21 protein-coding genes are annotated in these 19,780 nt (G+C 58.1%); 9 read left to right on the forward strand and 12 right to left on the reverse strand.

The window, feature by feature from the left end; all coding sequences use genetic code 11:
- Positions 1-39 precede the first annotated feature (39 nt).
- Genes ACR0DH_RS06355 through ACR0DH_RS06365 form a run of 3 tightly spaced genes read right to left on the reverse strand, consistent with a single transcriptional unit; the run spans position 40 to position 2,557 of the window.
- A complete protein-coding gene (locus ACR0DH_RS06355) occupies positions 40-456 on the reverse strand; it encodes a GFA family protein (RefSeq protein ID WP_480547857.1) in 417 nt (138 codons plus the stop codon).
- 21 nt (positions 457-477) lie between these two features.
- Positions 478-1,854, reverse strand: coding sequence for an L-serine ammonia-lyase (locus ACR0DH_RS06360; protein WP_480547858.1), 1,377 nt, complete (start codon positions 1,852-1,854; stop codon positions 478-480).
- 1 nt (position 1,855) lies between these two features.
- The gene (locus ACR0DH_RS06365; RefSeq protein WP_480547859.1) at positions 1,856-2,557 is read right to left on the reverse strand and encodes a glutathione S-transferase family protein; all 702 of its coding nucleotides are present in this window, start codon (positions 2,555-2,557) and stop codon (positions 1,856-1,858) included.
- Positions 2,558-2,724: 167 nt separating this feature from the next.
- Between ACR0DH_RS06365 and rpiA the strand changes: the two genes are divergently transcribed.
- The 7 genes from rpiA to ACR0DH_RS06400 all read left to right on the forward strand — a co-directional run bounded on the left by rpiA (position 2,725) and on the right by ACR0DH_RS06400 (position 10,093).
- Complete coding sequence (rpiA, locus tag ACR0DH_RS06370) at positions 2,725-3,513, forward strand: ribose-5-phosphate isomerase RpiA (protein WP_480547860.1); 789 nt, start codon at positions 2,725-2,727, stop codon at positions 3,511-3,513.
- 126 nt (positions 3,514-3,639) lie between these two features.
- Positions 3,640-4,998 carry a glutathione-disulfide reductase gene (gene gor, locus ACR0DH_RS06375; RefSeq protein WP_480547861.1) on the forward strand — a complete coding sequence of 453 codons (1,359 nt, stop codon included), beginning with the start codon at positions 3,640-3,642 and terminating at the stop codon, positions 4,996-4,998.
- Positions 4,999-5,070: 72 nt separating this feature from the next.
- Positions 5,071-6,216 (forward strand): FtsH protease activity modulator HflK, encoded by a 1,146-nt coding sequence (hflK, locus tag ACR0DH_RS06380; RefSeq protein WP_480547862.1) that lies wholly within the window; start codon positions 5,071-5,073, stop codon positions 6,214-6,216.
- Positions 6,216-7,112, forward strand: a complete 897-nt coding sequence (gene hflC / locus ACR0DH_RS06385) for a protease modulator HflC (protein ID WP_480547863.1) — start codon at positions 6,216-6,218, stop codon at positions 7,110-7,112. Before hflK ends, hflC begins: the two co-directional genes overlap by 1 nt.
- Positions 7,112-7,306: a DUF2065 domain-containing protein gene (locus ACR0DH_RS06390; protein WP_480547864.1), complete on the forward strand. Its 195-nt coding sequence runs from the start codon at positions 7,112-7,114 to the stop codon at positions 7,304-7,306. Before hflC ends, ACR0DH_RS06390 begins: the two co-directional genes overlap by 1 nt.
- A gap of 150 nt (positions 7,307-7,456) precedes the next feature.
- Positions 7,457-8,926, forward strand: a complete 1,470-nt coding sequence (locus tag ACR0DH_RS06395) for a Do family serine endopeptidase (protein WP_480547919.1) — start codon at positions 7,457-7,459, stop codon at positions 8,924-8,926.
- Between the two features lie 165 nt (positions 8,927-9,091).
- The gene (locus ACR0DH_RS06400) at positions 9,092-10,093 is read left to right on the forward strand and encodes a DMT family transporter (protein WP_480547865.1); all 1,002 of its coding nucleotides are present in this window, start codon (positions 9,092-9,094) and stop codon (positions 10,091-10,093) included.
- A gap of 191 nt (positions 10,094-10,284) precedes the next feature.
- On the opposite strand, the gene ACR0DH_RS06405 is transcribed toward ACR0DH_RS06400, so the two are convergent.
- The 5 genes from ACR0DH_RS06405 to ACR0DH_RS06425 all read right to left on the reverse strand — a co-directional run bounded on the left by ACR0DH_RS06405 (position 10,285) and on the right by ACR0DH_RS06425 (position 14,533).
- Positions 10,285-10,953 (reverse strand): Crp/Fnr family transcriptional regulator, encoded by a 669-nt coding sequence (locus ACR0DH_RS06405; protein WP_480541044.1) that lies wholly within the window; start codon positions 10,951-10,953, stop codon positions 10,285-10,287.
- Positions 10,954-11,088: 135 nt separating this feature from the next.
- On the reverse strand, positions 11,089-11,694 hold the full coding sequence (locus ACR0DH_RS06410; protein ID WP_480541046.1) for an inner membrane-spanning protein YciB: 606 nt from the start codon (positions 11,692-11,694) through the stop codon (positions 11,089-11,091).
- Between the two features lie 16 nt (positions 11,695-11,710).
- Complete coding sequence (locus tag ACR0DH_RS06415) at positions 11,711-12,613, reverse strand: EamA family transporter (RefSeq protein WP_480547866.1); 903 nt, start codon at positions 12,611-12,613, stop codon at positions 11,711-11,713.
- Positions 12,614-12,700: 87 nt separating this feature from the next.
- Positions 12,701-13,840 carry a signal recognition particle-docking protein FtsY gene (ftsY, locus tag ACR0DH_RS06420; protein ID WP_480547867.1) on the reverse strand — a complete coding sequence of 380 codons (1,140 nt, stop codon included), beginning with the start codon at positions 13,838-13,840 and terminating at the stop codon, positions 12,701-12,703.
- Positions 13,841-13,897: 57 nt separating this feature from the next.
- Positions 13,898-14,533, reverse strand: coding sequence for a lysoplasmalogenase (locus ACR0DH_RS06425; RefSeq protein WP_480547868.1), 636 nt, complete (start codon positions 14,531-14,533; stop codon positions 13,898-13,900).
- Between the two features lie 129 nt (positions 14,534-14,662).
- Between ACR0DH_RS06425 and ACR0DH_RS06430 the strand changes: the two genes are divergently transcribed.
- The gene (locus ACR0DH_RS06430; protein ID WP_480547869.1) at positions 14,663-15,058 is read left to right on the forward strand and encodes a hypothetical protein; all 396 of its coding nucleotides are present in this window, start codon (positions 14,663-14,665) and stop codon (positions 15,056-15,058) included.
- Positions 15,059-15,060: 2 nt separating this feature from the next.
- Here the strand turns inward: ACR0DH_RS06430 and ACR0DH_RS06435 are convergent, their stop codons facing one another.
- Entirely contained in the window at positions 15,061-15,702 is a 642-nt protein-coding gene (locus ACR0DH_RS06435) for a glutathione S-transferase family protein (RefSeq protein ID WP_480547870.1), read from the reverse strand.
- Between the two features lie 3 nt (positions 15,703-15,705).
- Positions 15,706-17,190, reverse strand: a complete 1,485-nt coding sequence (gene xseA, locus ACR0DH_RS06440) for an exodeoxyribonuclease VII large subunit (protein ID WP_480547871.1) — start codon at positions 17,188-17,190, stop codon at positions 15,706-15,708.
- A 75-nt stretch (positions 17,191-17,265) separates the two neighbouring features.
- On the opposite strand from xseA, the gene purD reads away from it, so the two are divergent.
- Positions 17,266-18,528 carry a phosphoribosylamine--glycine ligase gene (gene purD, locus ACR0DH_RS06445; protein WP_480547872.1) on the forward strand — a complete coding sequence of 421 codons (1,263 nt, stop codon included), beginning with the start codon at positions 17,266-17,268 and terminating at the stop codon, positions 18,526-18,528.
- An 80-nt stretch (positions 18,529-18,608) separates the two neighbouring features.
- On the opposite strand, the gene ACR0DH_RS06450 is transcribed toward purD, so the two are convergent.
- Positions 18,609-19,364 carry an FG-GAP repeat domain-containing protein gene (locus tag ACR0DH_RS06450; RefSeq protein WP_480547873.1) on the reverse strand — a complete coding sequence of 252 codons (756 nt, stop codon included), beginning with the start codon at positions 19,362-19,364 and terminating at the stop codon, positions 18,609-18,611.
- Positions 19,364-19,687: a 2Fe-2S iron-sulfur cluster-binding protein gene (locus ACR0DH_RS06455; RefSeq protein WP_480541064.1), complete on the reverse strand. Its 324-nt coding sequence runs from the start codon at positions 19,685-19,687 to the stop codon at positions 19,364-19,366. Before ACR0DH_RS06455 ends, ACR0DH_RS06450 begins: the two co-directional genes overlap by 1 nt.
- Positions 19,688-19,780: the final 93 nt, after the last annotated feature.

Below are 19,780 nucleotides of genomic sequence, written 5' to 3' on the forward strand. Positions count from 1 at the left end.
GACGCTAACCGTTTCGGATCACGGTGGAAAGCGCTGTTCTCAGCTGTCGGGCAGCGGCTGAACTTTTGTGTAATCCGGTCCGATGCAGGTGGGCAGATCATCACCAAGCTTGAGCCAGCTCAGCTTTTCCTCATGCGCGACATGCAGGGTCGGCTGCAATGCCTCGGGGTTGTCCAGGGTTGCAACATATAGATGCAGCACGTCTGACATCTTGTTTGACCGAAACGAGATCGGGGTTCCGCAATGGGGGCAAAAGCTGCGCTCGACTCCGGGAGAAGAGTTAAAGCGTTTGGGCTCTTCACCGGTCCATCGCCACTGCCCGTCGCGGACCCCGAAATAAGTGGTCATCGGCGCAGCGCATTGACGGCGGCAGCTGTCGCAATGGCAAGTGACGCAGGACAGAACCGGAGGATCGACGTGGTAGCTGATTTTGCCGCACAAGCACTGTCCGCGCATAGTGTCCCCTCCGATACTCCGTCAGCAGTTTGGCACGTTGACGGCCAGGCCACCAAGCGATGTTTCCTTATACTTTTCGTGCATATCCTGGCCGGTCTGGCGCATCGTTTCGATCACCGAGTCCAGCGGTACAAAATGCTGCCCATCACCGCGCAGGGCTAGAGAGGCGGCCGAAACCGCTTTGATCGCCCCCAACCCGTTTCGTTCGATACACGGCACCTGCACAAGGCCTGCTACGGGATCACAGGTCATGCCCAGATGATGTTCCAACGCGATCTCAGCCGCGTTTTCCACCTGCTCGGGTGTGCCACCCATCACTGCGCATAGCCCGGCAGCTGCCATGGCGGAGGCGCTGCCGACCTCGGCCTGACAGCCCGCTTCCGCGCCCGAGATCGAGGCGTTGAACTTGACCAATCCACCGATCGCGGCGGCGGTCAGTAGGAAATCCTGGATATGGCTTTCCGATGCGCCCGGCACGTGGTCAAGATAGTAGCGTATGACCGCAGGCAGCACGCCTGCCGCACCGTTGGTGGGTGCGGTAACAACCTGGCCACCGGCGGCGTTTTCCTCGTTCACCGCCATAGCGTAAACGCTCATCCAGTCATTGATCGTATGCGGCGCGGTCAGGTTCATGCCACGCTCGGCCATGAGCGCATCATAGATGCCTTTGGCACGTCTTCGTACCTTAAGGCCGCCGGGAAGAATGCCATCGGTCGTCAGGCCGCGCTCGATGCAGTCGTTCATGACCTGCCACAACCGGGCGGATCCCTTGGCAAAGCTGTCTGGACATCCGCGCGCGACTTCGTTGTCGCGCTTCATCTGCGCGATGGTTTTCCCACTGGTCTTCGACATCTCCAGCATTTCAGCGGCGGATTTGAAGGGGAAGGGAACGGGCGGGGCACCCTCATCCGTGGCCTTGCCTTCGGCCAGTTCCTCCTCGGTTAGAACAAAGCCACCGCCGATGGAATAAAACACCTGCCGCAAGATCACGTCGCCTTGCGCATCGGTGGCCATCAGGATCATTCCATTGGCGTGGCCGGGCAGGGTGTGGTCATAGTCAAAGACCAGATCAGCCTTGGGGTCGAACGCCAGGGGCGGCAGGCCGTCAGGCGAAACCGTATGGGTTTCGGCAATTGAGGCGAGTGCAGCTTCTGCTTTTTCATTGTCATAGGTCTCGGGTACGAACCCTGCAAGACCCAGAATGGTGGCGCGGTCCGTGGCGTGGCCAACCCCGGTAAAGGCCAGTGACCCGTGCAGTGACCCGCGCAGGCCGGAGAATTCGAAGGGCGATGCGCGCATCATGTCCAGAAAACGCGCCGCGGCCACCATCGGGCCCATCGTGTGCGAAGAAGACGGGCCAATGCCCACCTTGAACATATCAAAAACCGAGAGGAACATGTCAGACAGCTGAGCCTTCTGGAGGAGTGGCATAGGTGGGCGAGGTAAACGGATTAGCCCCAAGCCCTTCGGCGGCGATGGCGGTGCGGGCTGCAGGGCGCGATTCCAACTGCATCAGTATCCTCTGCAAATAGGGCGTATCTGCCAGCTGATACCAGCTGCGATCCGCTTGTGCAGGATAAATCGCCATCCAGCGCATCATGCATCCCACGTAATATGTCAGGACCGAGGGTTTATCTGCGTTCAGCCAATCGGGGGCTTCTTTTGCGACAGCATCCAGCTTTTGCAGATGCATCCGCAAGCGAGGCCGCATCCCGGCACGCAGGGCCTCGGCCTGCGACGGGTCGATGTATTTCTCGGCATAGAACAGAATGCGCAGATCAGCGTGCAATGTGTTCGACGCAAAAAACAACCATTTCAGAAATGGCGCGCGATCCGGATGATCGGCGGCTGGGGCAAGGTGGGCGTGGGTATCGGCAAGCCACAGCAGAATGGCGGCGGTTTCGAAAATAGCCCCCTGCGGTGTTTCCAGAACCGGTATCAAACCGTTTGGGTTCAGCGCACGATAGGCAGCGCTGTCCTGTTCGTTCTGGCTGCGATCGACCAGCACGGTTTCATAGGGCAAGCCCATCTCTTCCAACACCAACCGGATCACCAGTGAGGCGTTGTCGGGGGCGTAGTGCAGGCGATAGGGCTGTGTCATGGCGCGTACTTATGATGCGAGGTCAAATTGGGAAGGCAAGATTGCGACGTATCCGACGGGAAACGCGTAGTCTAAGCGACTTTCATAGCGGTCTCGCATGAATTGGGTCTCGCCGTTGCGTTTTGCATTCCGTATAACTCAGAAAAACCATTCCGGGAAAGCTGCCGATGACCACAGAGATGTCGCCAATCGATACCGCAAAATATGTCGCGGCAAGGCGCGCCGCTGAAATGGTCGAAGATGGAATGCGCGTTGGATTGGGAACCGGTTCAACCGCCGCCTGGCTGGTGCGTCGATTGGGCGAGCGGGTGGCGCAGGAGGGTTTGCGGATCAAGGGTGTTCCAACCTCGACCCGCACGGCGCAGCTGGCACGCGAGGTCGGGATCGAGGTCGTCTCGCTGGATCAGGCCGGATGGCTCGACCTTACGATTGACGGGGCGGATGAGTTCGACGGTGATCTGAACCTGATAAAAGGCGGTGGTGGGGCGCATCTTCAGGAAAAGATCGTCGCAACGGCCAGCGATCAAATGGTAGTGATTGCCGATGCAGGCAAAGAGGTCGAAACCCTAGGCGCGTTTCCCCTGCCGGTCGAAGTGATCCCCTTTGGCTGGCAGACCACGCGCACCCTGATCGAAGAGGTTCTGGATACGATGGATGTGCTGGGCACCAATTGTGCGCTGCGTATGAATGGAGAGGCCCCCTATGTGACCGATGAGGGCAACCATGTCCTGGATCTGCACCTGCAACGGATCGGCAATGCCCGCCAGATGGCGCTGGTGCTCAATCAGGTGCCCGGTGTTGTCGAGAATGGTCTGTTTATCGATATCTGCGATAAGGTCGTCGTTGGCCATGGGGATGGCCGGGTCGAGTTGCGGGACATCAACGCAGGCACGATCGAGATGGATCAGCTGTCGAGTGGCGCGCGCGAGAACCTGTTTTCGGATCTGACGGATTGATCCGAACCCTTACGAAACTTGGCCCTATGAATGAAAAAACCGAGATTTGCGCGGCAAGGGGTTGGCAGCTGACTTTTTGCGCCCAGATATCCAAAGACTTTTTTAGACCGAACGAAGGAACCCGGCATGAGCTTTGACTATGATCTGTTTGTCATCGGAGGCGGCTCTGGCGGGGTGCGCGCGGCGCGCGTGGCAGCAGGAGAAACCGGCGCCAAGGTGGCGCTGGCCGAAGAGGATCGCTATGGCGGCACCTGCGTGATCCGCGGCTGTGTGCCGAAAAAGCTGATGGTCTTTGCCAGCGAATATTCGGGCATGGTCGGGGATGCGCAGGCTTATGGCTGGGACATTCAGCCGGGTGCCTTCGAATGGAACACCTTCCATAGCAAGCTGGTTACCGAACTGGATCGACTGGAAGGCATCTACCGCAACATCCTCAAGAACAACGGCGTCGAAAGCTTTGATCAGCGCGCGCATGTGGTCGACGCGCACACGGTTGAGCTGGCCGATGGGACCCGCAAAACCGCAAAGCACATTCTGATTGCAACAGGCGGTCGTCCGGTAGTGCCGGACTTCCCGGGCTCGGAACTGGCGATCACGTCGAACGAGATTTTTCATCTGCCGAAACTACCCGAAAGCATTCTGATCGTCGGTGGCGGCTACATCGCCAGTGAGTTCGCCGGGATCATGAACGGTTTTGGGGTCAAGACCACGCAGTTCTATCGCGGCGCGCAAATCCTGCGCGGGTTCGACGAAGAAGCGCGCGGGTTGATTTGTGAAGAGATGCGCCAGAACGGCATCGACGTGCGTCTGGGCACCAATGTGCTGGAGATGACGAAAGAGGGCGACAAAATCCGCGTCAAGGCTACGGATGGCACTGAGGATCAGTTTGACGTCGTGATGTACGCCACCGGTCGTGCGCCGAACGCGGACAATCTGGGTTTGGAAGCCGTAGGTGTCGAGCGCGGCCGCAAAGGTGAGATCATCGTGGATGAATACAGCCAGACCGGTGTGCCCTCGATTTACGCGATTGGCGACGTGACCGACCGGGTGAACCTGACCCCGGTAGCCATTCGCGAGGGCATGGCCTTTGTTGAAACCGTGTTCAAGGGTAACCCGACACCGGTGGATCACGACCTTATTCCCACTGCGATCTTTACGCAGCCTGAATTCGGAACGGTCGGTCTGAGCGAAGAAGAAGCGTCGGCTCAGGAACCAATTGAGGTCTATGCCACCTCGTTCAAACCCATGCAGAAGGCCTTCGCTGGTGGCACGCAGCGGGTTCTGATGAAGCTGATCGTCAGCCAGGCAACGCGCAAGGTGCTGGGTTGTCATATCGTAGCCCCCGGCGCGGGTGAGATGATTCAGTTGGCTGGGATCGCCGTGAAAATGGGCGCCACCAAGGAAGATTTTGACCGCACGGTTGCCGTTCATCCGGTGATGGCCGAGGAATTGGTGACAATGCGGCAACCTGTACGCACGGCTTGATTTGCAACTGCGCGCACACAAGTTACAAGGGACTCCGTGATCACACGGGCCAAGATAAAGGAATTGAGACATATGGCGGGCAACAGCGGTGGCCCCTGGGGGGGCGGAGGCTCCTCAGGTGGTGGAGGAAATCGGGGAAATAACGGGGATGGTCGAAAACCACCCGAAGGCGACGGCCCGCAGATCCCCGAGATCGATGAGCTGATGAAAAAAGGCCAGGAGCAGCTGCGCGTTCTGATGGGCGGTCGTGGCGGCGGTGGCCGTGGCTCCAATGGTTCAGGCGGCGGTGGCGGTGGCCCGTTGTTTACCAAAGGGACTGTGGCGATTGGTGCATTGGTTGCCGTTGGCCTTTGGGCGGCTGCCAGTTTTTACACCGTGAAACCCGAAGAACAGTCTGTAGAGCTGTTTTTGGGTGAGTTTTCCGCTGTCGGGAATCCGGGTCTGAACTTTGCACCTTGGCCGCTTGTGACCGCCGAAGTCATTCCGGTCACACGCGAACAGAACGAAGACATGGGTGGTGCTCGTGGCAGCGACGATGGCCTGATGCTGACAGGCGATGAAAATGTCGTCGATATTGACTATCAGGTCGTGTGGAACATCAGTGACCCTGCCAAGTATCTCTTTAACCTGCGCGACCCACGCCAAACGATTCGCGCCGTTTCGGAATCGGCGATGCGTGAGATCATTGCACAAAGCGAGCTGGCACCGATTCTGAACCGGGATCGTGGTGTCATTGCCGACCGCCTGCAGGAGTTGATTCAGTCAACGATGGACAGCTATGATTCCGGTGTGAACATCGTCCGTGTGAACTTCGACAAGGCCGACCCGCCGCAGGACGTTATCGCAGCCTTCCGCGATGTTCAGGCCGCCGCGCAGGAGCGTGACCGTCTGCAAAACGTCGCTGACGCTTATGCCAACCGGGTTCTCGCTGAGGCGCGTGGTGAAGCCGCGCAGGTTCTGGAAGAGGCCGAAGGCTATCGCGCCCAGCAGATCAACAGCGCGCAGGGTGAAGCCAGCCGTTTCAGCGCGGTTTTGGAAGAATATAGCAAAGCCCCTGATGTGACACGAAAACGTCTGTATCTGGAACGTATGGAGCAGGTACTGGGCGATGTTGACAAGATCATCCTTGACGAGAACTCGACCGGCTCAGGGCAGGGCGTTGTGCCTTATCTGCCGCTGAACGAACTGCGTCGCAGCCCTGCAGGGGAGAGCAACTGATGCGTAAGTCACCTATAATCCTGATCATCGTTGCTATTCTGGCCGTTGCCGGTTTGTCATCGATTTTTATCGTGGACGAGCGTGAACGGGCGCTGGTTCTGCAATTCGGCCGCGTTGTTACGGTGAAAGAAGAACCGGGCCTTGCGTTCAAAATCCCCCTTATTCAAGAAGTCGTGCGTTACGACAACCGCATCCTTTCGATCGACGTGCAACCGCTTGAAGTGACACCTCTGGATGACCGTCGTCTTGTTGTCGACGCTTTCGCGCGCTACCGGATTTCGGATCTGGAGCAGTTCCGTCAGGCCGTTGGTGTCGGTGGTATCCCCGTGGCCGAGGATCGTCTGGATCGCATCCTGCGGGCCGAAACCCGCGAAGTGCTGGGTTCGGTTTCGTCGCGTGATATCCTGAGTTCGGATCGTGCGGCACTGATGCTGCGTATCCGCAACAGCGCGATTGCCGAAGCGCAGGCGTTGGGTGTCAGCGTGATCGACGTCCGCTTGAAAGCCACCGATCTGCCGCAGGCCAACCTTGAGGCCACATTTGACCGGATGAAGGCCGAGCGGGAACGTGAAGCCACCGACGAACGTGCACGCGGTAACGAAGCGGCGCAGCGAGTTCGTGCGCAGGCCGACCGGACTGTGGTCGAATTGGTTTCGGACGCCAATCGTGAGGCCGAGATCATTCGCGGTGAAGCTGATGCCGAACGCAACGCGATCTTTGCCGAAGCGTATGGTGCGGACCCAGAGTTCTTTGAATTCTACCGCTCTCTGACCGCCTACGAGAACGCCTTGCAGGGCAGCAACAGCTCGTTGATCCTGAGCCCGGATTCCGAGTTCTTCAACTACCTGTCGTCGCCCACCGGGCGTCCGGCACCGGCTGCTCCGGCGTCTGAGTAATGGGGATGATCCTTCTGGCCCTTGGGCTGGTGCTGATCGTTGAGGGGCTGGCCTATGCGCTGGCCCCTTCGCTTATTGAACGGATGCTAGAGGCACTCCGGTCCCTTCCAGAACAGGCGCGACGGTTATCCGGATTGCTCTGTGTGGTCAGTGGGCTGGTCCTGATTTGGGGTGCCTATCAGGTCGGGTTTTGACTTCAGGGCTTCACGTGGCGGTGATTTCCCCGCGATCCTGAGTTGCGGGTTGCAGCAAACCGACTACATTGGTTGCCAAGAGGGCGGCCCAAGGGCGGTCCGCAGATAGTGACGACAAGGAGTTCCCAAGTGCAGGTACAAGCACGCAGTATGTCCGTCCGTCAGGACGAAGGGTTTAGTTTCATGCGGCTGATGTGGCTGGCATTTGCGGGAATGGTTCTGATCGTTGCGCAGACAGTGGCGGCATATGCGCGTGGCGAAAGCTTGGCACCGCTGGCGGAACAGATCAGCCCGGCTGTGGTGAACATCACCACATCGACCCTGATCGAAGGTCAAACCGGCCCGCAAGGCATTGTTCCCGAAGGGTCCCCGTTCGAAGACTTCTTTCGCGAGTTCCAGGATCGCGGCGACAATGGCGAAAACGTCCCTCGCCGTAGCAATGCCCTTGGCTCGGGGTTTGTGATCTCGGAAGATGGATTCATCGTCACCAACAATCACGTCATTGCCGAAGCGGATGAAATACTGGTGGAATTCTTCCCGGGCGATGGTCAGCCCAAGAAAGAGCTGCCCGCCAAAGTGATTGGCACCGATGAAAAGACCGACATTGCTCTGCTCAAGGTCGAAGCTTCTGGCCCGTTGAAATACGTCCAATTCGGTGACAGCGATATTGCGCGGGTTGGGGATTGGGTGATTGCCATGGGCAATCCGTTGGGCCAGGGATTCTCGGTCTCGGCCGGGATCGTATCTGCCCGCAATCGCGCGCTGAGCGGATCTTATGATGACTACATCCAGACCGATGCGGCGATCAACCGAGGCAACTCGGGCGGTCCGCTGTTCAACATGGATGGCCAGGTGATAGGCGTGAATACCGCGATTCTTTCGCCCAATGGTGGGTCCATCGGGATTGGCTTTTCGATGGCTTCCAATGTGGTGGTCAAAGTTGTCGATCAGCTGCGCGAGTTCGGGGAAACCCGCCGAGGCTGGCTGGGTGTCCGTATTCAGGATGTGACCGAAGACATGGCCGAAGCCATGGGCCTTGAAAAACCCGGTGGTGCGCTGATCAGCGATGTGCCCGAAGGTCCTGCGAAAGAGGCTGGCCTGCTGGCGGGTGACGTCATTCTCAGCTTTGACGGCGTCGATGTCGAGGATACGCGCGGCCTTGTCCGTCAGGTCGGTGAAACAACGGTCGGCAAAGCCGTCCGCGTCGTGGTCAGCCGGGATGGTAGCACCCAGACCGTCTTGGTCACGCTGGGCCGCCGTGAGGATGCGGAGCGCGCCGAGAATGGCGAAGAAGAAGCTGAAGACACGCCTGCTGATGAAAACACGGATATTCTGGGTCTGACTATTTCACCGCTCACCGACACGCTGCGCGAAGAACTTGGTCTGGACGCGGATGCCGAAGGGCTGGTGGTTTCGGATGTGGATCAGGCTTCGGAAGCCTATGCCAAGGGCCTGCGTGCTGGTGATTTGATCACCGAAGCGGGCCAACAGAAGGTTGCCACAATCGAAGACCTGGAAGACCGGATGGAAGAGGCAACAGTGGCTGGGCGCAAGTCTCTGCTGTTGCTGGTGCGTCGTGGCGGTGACCCACGGTTTGTAGCGCTCAGCCTGGAAGAATAGCACCGGTTTTGAACTTCCAAGCACTGATCTAAGAGGCTCCGATCCGGAGCCTCTTTTTTTGTCTGCTAAGCGGTGGTCAATCTTTCTGAACCGGGGCTGTAATCAATGTCTAACATCATGTCGCAAACAGAGCGGACCTGATCCGAAACCCGTGTTAGGGGCCGGATGAAAGGGAATATTGTGTCAGAAAACAAGATTTTACAAAACCCTACATTGGCTATCGTCTTTATCCTGATCGGAATGCTGGGGATTTCTCTCAATGACATGCTGATCAAGTTTCTGTCGGGCGGGTATCCTTTGCACCAAATGGTATTCACCCGTTCTCTGATTGGGATCGGCTTTAGCCTTGCTCTGGTTCAGTTGGAGGGGGGATGGAGTATCCTGAAAACCGATCAGCCGGGCCTGCATGTTCTGCGGGCGACGTTTCTGGTGATTGCAAACCTGACATTTTTCACCGCGCTTGCGGTTATGCCTCTGGCCGAAGCGACGGCTGTGTTTTTCGTGGCCCCTTTGATGATCACCTTGCTCAGCATCCCGATCCTGGGCGAAAAGGTCGGACCGATGCGCATTGGCGCGGTTCTGGTCGGGTTTGCAGGCGTGATCATCATGACACGTCCCTGGGAAAGCGGAGCAGAGCGCACGATTAGCCTGTGGGTTTATGTCCTGCCCATTGCAGCCGCATTCACCTATGCGCTGAACAACGTCATGACGCGATATCTGGGCGCCAAATCCAAGGCGTCTGCCATGGCGGTCTATATTCAATCTGCCTTTATTTTTGTCAGCATTATCTTCTGGCTCGTCGCCGGAGATGGACGATTTACTGAGGGTGTCGAGAATGAAAGCTTACTGTTCCTATTCCGTGCCTGGGTCTGGCCTGAAGGTCATGACCTCTGGTTGTTCGCAGGTTTGGGGTTGAACGCAGCTCTTATCGGGTATTGCCTTGGGCAGGCCTATCGCATCGCGGACGCGGCCACCGTGGCCCCTTTCGAATATGTGGGCCTGCCGCTGGCGATTTTTTGGGGCTGGGTGATCTGGGGCGAGCTACCGGGTTTGCCGGTTGTTTTTGGAATACTCTTGATCCTCGGTTCGGGTCTGTTTGTCTTCCTGCGGGAAAAGCAAAAGAACCGAATGGTTGTTCGTGGTAAACACGTGCATCGCAGGTACTGATACGCGCGAGCAAGGCCCGAGTTTGCAAAGAAAATGAGCCATATGTCGGGATGACATATGGCTCAGATACAGGGAGAGATCAGTGGACAGATATCGGGGATGATTCTCTGACCTCCTACGGTAACAAGCTCACCTTAGGTTAGGTTCGGCCTGTTCTTCTGTGAACCAGATCACACCAAACGACGAAATCGTCAGATCAGGTCGGATTCGGCTAATTCACGCAGGGCTTCGAAATCCTGAATCAGCAAACCTCCGCGCGAGGCTTCGACCACGTTGTCGCGCTTCCAGGTTGAGATGGTTTTTGACACCGCCTCGCGCGTGGCGCCGACAAATTCGGCCAATTCGCTTTGCGATAGCGTGATTCGTGCCGATGGGTCGTCCTGAAGATTGGACAGATGAAGCAATTTGCGGGCCAGGCGGATCGGCATGGGCAGAAAGACCTGCTCGTTCAGCTGGGAATCCATCCAGCGCATGCGTAAACCGGCCAAACGCACCATATCAACGGCCAGATCGGGATGCTGGCGGATTTGGTCCATCGCATCACGGCGGCGCACGCGCAGAACACGCGACGGTTCGGCTGCGGTGACCGTGGCGGTGCGCGGGCCACTGTCAAACAAAGCAATCTCGCCAAACACTTCGCCGGGGCGCATCAGAGTCAGCGTCAGCTTTCGCCCGCTCATGGCCAAAAACGACACTTCGAGCGTGCCTGAGAGTATCGCGTAAAGCGCGTCGCCCTCGTCACCCTGTTCAAACAGGGTTTCGCCCTGTTCAAGAGTCAGTTCAGAGGCAAGATCAGAGAGCATCTCTCGAAGCTCGTCAGAGGCTTCGGATAGAAAGCCACTAGAAGGAAAGGCCGTCATACGGGCGGTGAACTCCGGATTTAGGTGATGAGTGGTGCTTTAACCTTTCATAGCTTCGGGCTTAAGCCAAGTTCTTTTGCAGCGAGCGGATCACTTGGGCGGTGTGATGGTGGTGCATCAACGCAGCGCTGGCGCTTATTGCTGATCCGGATCTTCCATATAGTTTTGCAGTAGGCTGAATTGCAGCATCAGAAACGCCATCAAGGCAATCGGGAAGGCAAAGGTTTCGATCTTCACCCACAAGTCCGTGGACATGGTACGCCAGACGAGTTCATTGGCGATGGCCAGAACGGCAAAACAGGCACAGAGCCGACGGGTTAGTATCATCCAGCCTTCGTGTTTCATGGGCAGCATCTCATCCAGCACGTATGCCAGATAGGATTTTCCCTGAAGCAGACCGATCCCAAGGATGGTCGAGAAGACGCCGTAAACCAGCGTGGTTTTCATCTTAAAGAACCGCTCGTCATTGAACCAGGCGGTCAGGCCACCGAAGAAGATCACCATGAAGGCGGTGAAAATCTGCAATCTGCTGAGTTTACCGGTCAGAAACCACAGGATGCCCATTGCGGCCAGCATCAGGGGCACAAAAATGATCGTCGCGACGATAAAGCCGGAATATTCTGTACCGCCGATCAGGAAGCTGTCATCGCGCAGGCGCAGGTAAATGAAGAAAAAGGCCAGTGGCGGGCCAAGCTCCAGCACCTGTTTCAGAAACGGGTTGATGTCTTTTTTGCCTGTCATCGTATCTTCCTGCTGCTTACCCGCCCATTTCAACGATTACGGCGCCCAATGCAATCAATGCCATCAACGCAATGCGTCTGGGGCCGACAGTTTCTTTCAGAACAAGCCAACCGATCAAGGCTGCAAAGACTGTTGAGGTCTCGCGCAGAACGGCGGCTTCGCCCACTTTGTCGAGCCGTGTGGCCAGCATGATCGCCCCGAAGGACATGGGCGCGATGATACCGCCTGCAAGCCCACGCAGCATAAGGGGGCCAATGGCAGGAGGGTTGATCATGGCGCGCCATCTGAGGAAGGCGTAGATCGGCATGGCCGCGCCATCGATCATGAAAAACCACGCCAGAAAGGTGAACGGATCGGCGGTGGCACGGATGCCATAGGCATCATAGGTGGTGTAGAGCGCCACGAAGAGGCCGGTTGTAACCGCCAGCGCCAGCGCGATCCCAAGCGTTTCCCGGTTGGTTTCCAGAAAGCGCAGGTTGTAGAGGGCAAGGCCGAATATCCCGGCCAGCAGGACCGCAACACCAAACCACTGAGTGCCTTTGAAGGTTTCTCCGAACAACAGATAGGCGCCGATCACTGTAAACAGCGGGCCGGTACCGCGCACGACGGGGTAGACGACCGTGTAAGATCCTTTGGTATAGGCCATCGCCTGTAGTGTTTTGTAGGCGATGTGGATCAGCCAGACGACGGCAAAGATCGGCCACATATAGGGTTCGGGCCATGGCACGACGAAGAACGCAAAAGGGGTGGCCATTAGGCAATAGCAGGCGTCGATCGCTCCGCGCGAAAGCCAAGGATCGTGGCGGCCTTTCTGAAGTGCCCCGAAGACCGCGTGCAAAAAGGCGGCCATGAGAGCCAGTCCAAGGGCAAGCTGGTGGCCCGCTTCGGTGCCTTCAAGTGAGATCAGCCAGTCGCTCAAGTATCAGATCTTTTCGCTGGAGGGAGAGGCTGGGGGCTGTCTGCCCCCAGACCCCCGAGGATATTTATGGCCAGATGAAGGTTTGGATCAGCTTTGGTCCAGGCCCGTCAGGGCGGCGGCGAATTCTTCGGGGTCGAAGGGGGCGAGGTCATCAATTTGTTCGCCGACGCCGATGGCGTGGATCGGCAGGCCAAACTTGTCCGCAAGCGCCACCAGAACGCCGCCCTTGGCGGTGCCGTCAAGTTTGGTCATCACAAGGCCTGACACATCGGCGAGATTGCGGAAGGTTTCCACCTGGCTGAGCGCGTTCTGACCCGTGGTAGCGTCAAGCACAAGCAGGGTGTTGTGCGGGGCCGTGTCGTCGACCTTGCGAATAACGCGGACGATCTTGGCCAGTTCCTCCATCAGATCTGCTCGGTTTTGAAGGCGGCCTGCCGTGTCGATCATCAACAGATCGGCGCCATCTTCCTGGGCTTTGGAGAGGGCATCGAAGGCGAGGCTTGCGGGGTCCGAACCTTCTGGCGCGGTTAAAACCGGGACACCGGCGCGCTCGCCCCAGACCTGGAGTTGTTCAACGGCGGCGGCGCGGAAGGTGTCGCCGGCGGCGATGACAACCCGCTTGCCTGCGGCTTTGAACTGGCTGGCGAGCTTACCGATGGTCGTTGTTTTGCCCGAGCCGTTAACGCCGACGACCAGAACCACCTGCGGGCGTTTGGCATAAATCGGTAATGGGCGGGCCACAGGCTCCATGACGCGGGCGACTTCCTGTGCCAGCAATTGTTTGATTTCGCTCGTCGAGAGTTTGCGGCCAAAGCGACCCTCGGCCATGTTTGCGGTTACGCGCAGGGCGGTGTCGACGCCCATATCCGAGGCGATCAGCAGCTCTTCAAGCTGTTCCAGCATGTCGTCATCCAGCGTGCGGCGGACTACGGTTTGGGCATCGCCGCGGCTGAACAATCGGCCCAGCAGGCCTTTTGACTCCGGCACCTCCGGCGGCGTTGGTTCAGGCGTGGGGTCTGCAGGTGTAGGAGCAGGAGGCTCGGATGGCACGGGGTTGGGGGCCGGGCTGGGTACCTCTGGAACGGGTTGCGTTTCGGGCTCGGGCTGCGGGATCACCGGGTCGGGTGCGGTTTCCTCGCCGCCATCCTCGACAATCGCATCCAACCCCTCTTCGAGGCGCGAGGAGGATTTGAACAGCTTGTCCTTGAGCTTTGAAAAAAACGCCATTTTGGTCTCCGCAGGTGATCCTTTCACCTAATGCGGATTTAAGGCAGTTGCAAAGGGTCAGGTAAAGGCGATCAGGAACCCGGCTTGTGCGCCCCAATAGAGCGGCCAGATCAGATAGGGCGTGAGTTTCAGAGCCGGGTGGTTGGCAGGTAACAGGAATTTTTCAGTTGCGAGGATCAGATCTGAGGCGATGAAGGCCATCGCAGCGGGCATGGCCCAACGAAGGGCGCCTGTATCGGGCAGAGCGAGGACTGTGATGCCCATCCCGAGGATGATGGGGATATAAGCCAGCACCGGCACCTTGAGGTCTTCGGCGCGGGGGGCAAGGAGGGTGGCGGCGACAATGCCCAGCAAAATGAGGGGCCAGACATATCCGGGATGGTCGAAGATAAGTGTCGCATCGCTGCTGGGATGAGACAGGAAGAGAGCGACATAGGCAAGGTGGCCTGCCGCAAATGCGCCAACACCGGCCATAAAGCTGGTCTCGGACTCGCGGGAAAGTAGTGCGTCCCCGATAGCGCAAAGGGCCAAAGCAAGGATCAACAGGGTTGCGGACCCGCTGAGAGCCGCGAACAGGGCCAATAGGGCGACAGAGGCAGTTTTAAGCGCAGTGCGTATTGTGCTGGCCGGGCGTGGGGACAGGGGCAGATAGGCCAGGGCGCATGTGGCTGCGATCCAAATCAGGCTGTTCACTCTGGTTTCCTCCCACTCTCGTGGGTTTACTGTCGTTCGAAATCAGCAATTGGCACAACAGGTGACGTGGAGGCATGCGAACGTGCAGCACGCATAGCTTTGACCGCATGTATCTGACACTATGGCGCCATGCTGAAGTTCTTTGCGATTCTTCTTGTGCTTTCGGCCCATCCTGTGGGGGCGCAAACGGCGTTATCTGGGGCGGAATTCGATGACTATACGCGCGGAAAAACCCTGTTTTACGGCTATAGCGGCGAGGTCTACGGGGTAGAACGCTATTTGCCCAATCGTCGCGTGATCTGGTCGTTTCTTGATGGCAACTGCAAGGAAGGTGTGTGGTATCAGCGCGAAGATCAGATTTGCTTTGTCTACGAAGACAGGTCAGACCCGCAATGCTGGGTTTTCACGCGAATGGGCGGTGGTTTGGTTGCCCAGTTCGAAGGCGACCCACAGGCGACGCAGTTGTATGAGGCCGAAGATCTGGGTGAAGAGATGATCTGCCTTGGGCCAGAGGTTGGGGTTTGATCTCAGCTCACCCTTAGGTCTTCGTAGCTGATCATGACATGCTGTCTGAACGCGGGTCTTGCTGTGAGTTGAGTATAGTAGCGTTTAAGATTGGGGAACTGCGCGTGCGAAATCTCGATGTCGTAGTATCGGTACAGGATGTGGCCGAACTGGATGTCGGCCAGGGTCAGGTCAGGGCCGGTGAGGAATTCGCGGCTCTCCAAACGTCGATCTGAAATTTCTAGTTTTGTTTCAAGCTGTTCAATGGCGTTCCTGATGTTAACCTTGTCTCTATCGGCAGGTGCGGTTCGAACCACATGCCAGAACACCGGGACCGTGAAACCCATTGCAACATTGATCTTCGCCCATTCAGCCCATTTGTCCACGTCGGCGCGCTGAACCGGGTCTTTGGGCCAAAACGTGTCGGGCCCGTAGCGGTCGGCGAGATAGCGCAGAATGGCCCCTGTTTCCCATAAGGGTGGGTTGGTGCCATCCTGCAGGACGGGGATGGTGCGGTTTGGGTTCAGCTTGCCGAAGGCTTGCGTGTCCAAACCGCCAAAGTGATGGCCAACATCATGGCGGTGATACTCCAGTCCCAACTCTCCGACACACCACATGAGGGCTTGCACATTCGATGATGTTTTGCGCCCCCAAATCGTCAGCATGGTTTAGAAGAGAGAGCCCTGAGCGGGAGCATCTGTCTTAGCCTTTTTGGGGGGCGATTTGCTGGAACCTCCGGTCGTCAGGCGACCATCGGTGAACTCGATTTCCAGCACCAGGTGCTTGGAGGCTTGTGACTTGGTGGTAATCACGTCGCCCTCGGCCCGCACAACGGCATAGCCGCGTTCCAGCGTGGCTTTGTAGCTAAGCGTTTCGCGCAGGCGGTCTGTGGCATCCAGCTGTTGGCGCAGGCGATCCAATCGGGTGCTTTGAGCGGTGTCTAGTCGTTCGGCCAGTCTGTTGGTGGCTTGGCGCTGCTGGTCAATCTCGCGTTGGATCGGACGCACGGATAGGCGCGAAGACAGGTTGCGCAGGCTTTCCTGCCGAGATGCGACAACGCTGCGCAAGGTTGAGGGGCGCAGATGGGCCGACATCTCAACCAGTTGCAAGCGTCGGTTTTGCACGCCTCTGGTCAAAGCGGGTGTCAGTCGTTCTGCAATCAGATCAAGCCGTTGCCGGGGAGTGTTCAACAAACTATCCGGGCGCGGTAGGGCGCGGGCAATATCGCGCAAACGCTGGCTGCGGCGCTGGACCGCATCGCTGGCCGCACGGGACAGGCGTGCACCCTGTTCATTGGTCCAAGCCAGCAGCTCCATCCGGACGGGGACAGCCAGCTCAGCGGCAGCAGTCGGCGTGGGTGCCCGGCGGTCCGAGACAAAATCGATCAGCGTTGTATCCGTTTCGTGACCTACAGCCGAGATCAACGGGATGTCCGAGGCGGCAGCAGCACGCGCAACGCTTTCCTCATTGAAGCCCCACAGATCTTCGATCGACCCGCCGCCGCGCGCAACGATGATCAGATCAGGTCGAGGCAACGCGCCCCCGGGTGTGAGCGCGTTAAACCCTTCGATGGCGCGGGTCACTTCAGGCGCGCAATTGGCCCCTTGAACGGCAACCGGCCAGATCAGAACCTTACGAGGAAAGCGATCCCGTAGCCGGTGCAGGATATCGCGGATTACTGCGCCGGAAGGTGACGTCACCACGCCTATGATCTGAGGCAAATATGGCAGTTGCTTCTTGCGTTCGGGCGCGAACAGTCCTTCGGCTTCCAACTGCTTTTTGCGCTTTTCCAGCAGCGCCATCAAAGCACCTTGTCCGGCGACGGCGACCTCATCCACGTTCATGTTGTATTTGGACTGTGCGCCAAAGGCGGTGAGACGTCCGGTGACAACAACCTCGAGCCCTTCTTCGGGAACCACCGACAGACCCGAAATCTGACCTTTCCACGTGGTGCAGGCCAGCACGTTCCGATCATCTTTGATGTCGTAATAGAGGTGTCCTGAGCGCGCTTTGAACACCCGCCCGACCTCACCACGCACACGGATTCGGCCAAACGACCCTTCGAGCGTGCGTTTTACCTCTCCCGAGAGCTCGGAAACCGAATATTCGGGAGTGTTTTGGCCAGGAATGGGCTCGTCGAGCAGGTCAGACATTTCAGCGCCTTGTGTCAAATGCCCACCCAGCTTAGAACGCCGCGCAGGCAAGGCCAAGCAGATCGGAGAGCTTTCATGAACATCCTTATTCTCGGCAGCGGCGGGCGCGAGCACAGCCTGGCCTGGGCGGTAATGCAGAACCCCAAATGCGACCGCTTGATCGTTGCGCCGGGAAATGCCGGGATCGCTCAGATCGCAGATTGTGCTGCACTGGATATCGAGGATGGTGGCGCAGTGGTCAGTTTCGCCGAGGAAAACGCGATTGATTTTGTCATCGTCGGACCCGAAGCGCCATTGGCCGCAGGCGTTGCTGATCGGTTGCGAGAGGCTGGCGTACTGGTCTTTGGCCCCTCGGCCGCAGCGGCGCAACTTGAGGCCTCAAAAAGTTTTACCAAAGAGATCTGTGATGCAGCTGCAGCACCGACAGCGGCCTATGCAAGGTTCACCGAGGCGGAACTGGCAAAAGCCTATATCCGAGAGCAGGGCGCGCCCATCGTGGTCAAGGCCGACGGGTTGGCCGCAGGCAAAGGCGTGATCGTTGCGATGGACGTGCAAACCGCTTTAGAGGCGATCGATGACATGTTCGGCGGCGCTTTTGGGGGGGCGGGGGCCGAAGTTGTGATCGAGGAATTCATGGAGGGTGAGGAAGCTTCTCTCTTCGTGTTGTGCGACGGAGAGAACATCTTGTCGATTGGCACAGCACAGGACCACAAACGGGTGGGCGAAGGCGATACCGGGCTGAACACGGGTGGGATGGGCGCTTATTCACCCGCCCCGGTTCTGAGCGCTGAGGTTGAAGCCCGTGCGATGGATGAGATCATCCGCCCGACCATGGCTGAGATGAAGCGACGCGGGATGCCGTTTCAGGGGGTGCTTTATGCCGGTTTGATGATCAAGGACGGGCAACCACGTTTGGTGGAATACAATGTGCGGTTCGGCGACCCCGAGTGTCAGGTGCTGATGATGCGTCTGGGCGCGCAAGCTATGGATTTGATGCATGCAGCGGCCGAGGGGCGGCTGGAGGAGACCCGAGTAAATTGGGCTGAGGATCATGCAATGACGGTGGTCATGGCTGCACAGGGCTATCCCGGGGTGTATGAGAGAGGCTCTATCATCAAAGGTTTGGATGACCTGCCCGAAGACAGCAGCAACATGGTGTTTCATGCAGGCACCAAGGCCGTTGAGGGGCAGGTGCTGGCTTCTGGCGGTCGGGTGCTAAACGTCACTGCACGCGGGGAAACGCTGCACAAAGCGCGGGATCGGGCCTATGCGATGGTGGATGGTGTGGACTGGCCGGAGGGGTTCTACCGCCGCGATATTGGTTGGCGGGCGCTTTGAGCGACGGGCGGGCTAGGGGGCTTTGCCCCCTCGGCCTGCGGCCTCACCCCCAGGATATTTGTAGCCAGATGAAGTAGGGATCAGCATTTTAGGGCTTGGGTGAGGCTGTTGGGGCCGTTGAACGGGCCGAGAACGGTTTGGGTCCAAACGGATTGGTGCGAGACGCTGATGATCCGCGACCAATCGGCGTTGACAACGATCAGCTCCGCCTGGCCGTTGCAGAGGCGCAGGCCGCCCGAGATAAAATCCTCACCGATCTTGTGATTGGTCAGGCCCGGGATTGAGGCGATCTCGGTCAGCTGATCATCCTTGAAGCGCCAGATACGCAGGGTTTTTGCGAGGTGAGGGCGGTCGATATAGGCAATCTCGACATGGTCGTCGCCATCCAAATCAGCAGCTCCGATTGGGGCCAGCCAACGGAAGCGGGTGCCGATATGCGGGGTGGCGGCGATTTTTGTTCCGGTTGCATCGTAGATTGCGAGTTGTGCACCGCGCTGGTCTTGAGACTCAACGACGACAGCTTCGACATCGCCATCGGTATCGACGTCCCAAAGCCTGGGCACCAAGTCTTCGAAAACGCGATCTTCTGGCAGGGTAATGGTCGTGACCTTGGTGCCATCTTCACCTTTGACGCTTAATTCTAGCGCGCCGTATTCGATGTTGTCACCCAGGACACCATGCGCATAGCGCGTGGTTGGTTCCGTAAACCGGGCTGAGGTTATTGTGTTTGCGGTTACAAAGCTTGCTCCGGCAAGCCACATGCAACACGCTGACAGAGCGCCGCGGGCCCGAAAGTGCCAGAAGCGAGCGGGCGGGCGCGGCGCTTTGGTTGGCATCAGATCTGCTTTTCGGGCATTTGTACAACCAGACCATCCAGGGCATCCGTCACCTTGATCTGGCAGGTTAGGCGCGAACGGGCAGGGTCGGGCTCGTAGGCGAAGTCCAGCATGTCTTCTTCCATATCATCCTTGGCGGGGATTTTCTCGACCCAGTCAGGGTGGATATAGACATGGCAGGTTGAGCAGGCGCAGGCACCGCCGCAATCGGCCTCAATGCCTGGAATATTGTTGTCACGGGCCCCTTCCATGACCGTCAGTCCGTTGGCAACCTCGACTGTGTGTTCGATACCGCCATGCTCGACATAGGTGATCTTTGCCATTGCGTGCGTCTTCCTTCTGCAAGTGTCGAATTCTTCATTAGTGAAGGGAGCTATGCGTTTCCAGTGGCAATTGCGACGCATCGCGCCGCAGAT

Source organism: Ruegeria sp. I1, from assembly GCF_056532675.1.